Origin of the sequence: Nocardia sp. NPDC060220, assembly GCF_042727815.1 — a bacterium.
Classification (GTDB): Bacteria; Actinomycetota; Actinomycetes; order Mycobacteriales; family Mycobacteriaceae; genus Nocardia.
Genome location: NZ_JBHWZY010000924.1, coordinates 1 through 2,553 on the forward strand (window position 1 = coordinate 1; position 2,553 = coordinate 2,553).

A 2,553-nucleotide genomic window follows, 5' to 3' on the forward strand; every position below is an offset into this window, starting at 1 on the left:
GCCCTGCCCTGTTCCACACCGACATGCACACCCCGGCCAGCGCCTCCTACACGATGCTGTCCAACCGCATCGCCTACGCGCTGAACCTGGTCGGCCCGGCGATCACCGTCGACACCGCGTGCTCGTCGTCGCTGGTCGCGCTGCACCTGGCCTGCCAGGCGCTGGAGAACGACGACTGCGAGGTCGCGCTGGCGGGCGGGGTCAATGTGATGCTGCAGCCGGAAACCTTCGTGCTCATGTGCAAAGGCGGCTTCCTGGCCACCGACGGCCGCTGCAAGTCCTTCGACGCGTCCGCCGACGGTTACGGTCGCGGCGAGGGCGCGGGCATGGTGGCGCTGAAGAAGCTCGAAGACGCTGTCCGCGACGGTGATCGCGTGTACGCGGTGATCAAGGCCACCGGGTCGAATCAGGACGGGCGAACGACCGCGATCACGGTGCCGAACGCCGACTCGCAGGAGGCGCTGGCCCGCACCGTGTGCGAACGCTCGGGCCTGGCGCCCGACGAGATCACCTACCTGGAGGCACACGGCACCGGCACGCTGGTCGGCGATCCTGTCGAATTGCGCGCTCTCGGCCGGGTTTTCGGTGCCGCGTCCGGGCGCACCGGCACCATCGGCGTCGGCTCGGTGAAAGCCACGATCGGTCACACCGAGGCCGCCGCGGGCGTGGCCAGCGTGATCAAAGCCGCACTGGCACTGCGACATCGCACGTTGCCGCCGCAGGGCTGGCTGAACGAGCCGAACCCCGACATCGCGTTCGACGAACTGGGCTTGCACATCCAGACCGAGGCGCAACCGCTGCCCGCCGACGCCGCGCCGATGTCGGTGGCGGTCAACGGGTTCGGCTACGGCGGCACCAATGCCCACGCGATCCTGCAGGAGTTCCGCGCGCCCGAATCGCCGACCGAACCGGCCCGCCACCTCTGCATTCTGCCCATCTCGGCCCGCAGTACGGGTGCCGCGCGTGCGTTGGCAGGCCGGTTCGCCGACCTGATCACCGCGGGGGCCGACCCGGACAGGCTGGCCGAAGCGGCGTGGACCCGGATGGCGCACCACCCGTTCCGCACCGGTGTACTCCTCGACGGTTCCACCGACGACCTGGTCCGTGAACTGCACGAGTACGCCTCGGGTACTGGGCGCGACGCCGGCCGCACGGTGTCCTCCAGCGCTGCGGAGCCGGTGTTCGTCTTCTCGGGCATGGGACCGCAGCACTGGAAGATGGCCCGCGGTCTCCTCGCTGCCGGTGGAGTGTTCGCCGAGACCGCCGAAGAGATCGACGCGGAATTTCGCGCGATCGCGGGCTGGTCGATCATCGAGGAACTGAGCAAGCCGGAGGACGAGTCCCGGGTGACCAGCACCGAGGTCGCGCAGCCCGCGAACTTCCTCGTCCAAGTGGGCCTGGTACGCGAGCTGGCCGAATACGGCATCGTCCCCGCGGCCATCGTCGGACACAGTGTGGGCGAGGTGTCGGCGGCGTACGTCAGCGGCATGCTGACACTGCGCGAAGCGGTGCGGGTGGCCTATCACCGAGCGCGACTGCAGGCCACGACCGCCGGAACCGGCGGGATGCTCGCTGTCGGCTTGACCAAGGAACAGGCCGACGCGCTTGTCGCCGACGATCCGCGCGTCGACATCGCCGCGATCAACAGCCCCACCTCCCTGACGCTGTCCGGCGACGTCGACCGACTCGACGAGATCGCCGAGAAGCTCACGGAGGACGGCATATTCGCGCGTCGGCTGCGGGTCGAGGTGCCGTATCACAGTCGCCTGATGGATCCGATCCACGACGAACTGCGCACGGCGCTGGCCGATCTGGCGCCACAGGCGCCCACGGTGGCGCTGTACTCCTCGGTGACGGGGGAACTCGTCACCGACGGCGACTGGAACGCCGAGTACTGGTGGTCGAATGTCCGGCAGCCGGTGCGGTTCTTCGCCGCGATCGCGAGCTTGATCGCCGCGGGCAACCGGCTCTTCCTCGAGGTCGGTCCCCATCCGGTGCTGTCGGGCAATATCCGCGAGGCCCTGGTCGACGCGGACGTGAACGGCACCACGGTGCCCACCCTCGACCGCGAGCAGTCCGATTCGCACAGCATCCGGCGCACCCTCGTCGGTCTGCATGCCGCCGGGGTACTCGACCGTGAACTGCTGTTTCCCGCCGAGCGTGGCGTCACCGCGCACGTACCGCTGCCGCGCTATCCCTGGCAGCGCACCCGCCTGCACTCGGCGCTGCCACTGTTCGAGCAGGCCCGCCTCGGCACACCCGGCGGGCACGCGATGCTCGGCGACCCCGACGTGGAGGGCCGCCCCGAGTGGCTGCTGCAGGTGGGCACCGAGCTGCTGCCGTGGCTGGCCGACCACGTCGTCAACGGCGTCAAGATCATGCCCGGCGCGGCGTACCTGGACGCCGCGCTGAGCGCCACCGCCGCGCGGATCGGCAGCAAACAGGTTGCGCTGGAAGGAGTTCGGTTCGTCGCGCCGCTGATCATGGGTGCCCCCGATGTGCCGTTGGTCGCGATGAGCGTCGAGGAGGCCAGCGGTCGCTTCATGATCAGAT

General features: G+C 69.6%; 1 protein-coding gene. It reads left to right on the plus strand.

Annotated features, from left to right (window positions below; all coding sequences use genetic code 11):
• The coding region (locus tag ACFWF3_RS31780; protein WP_379317477.1) for a type I polyketide synthase at positions 1 to 2,553 on the plus strand (2,553 nt) is incomplete at both ends.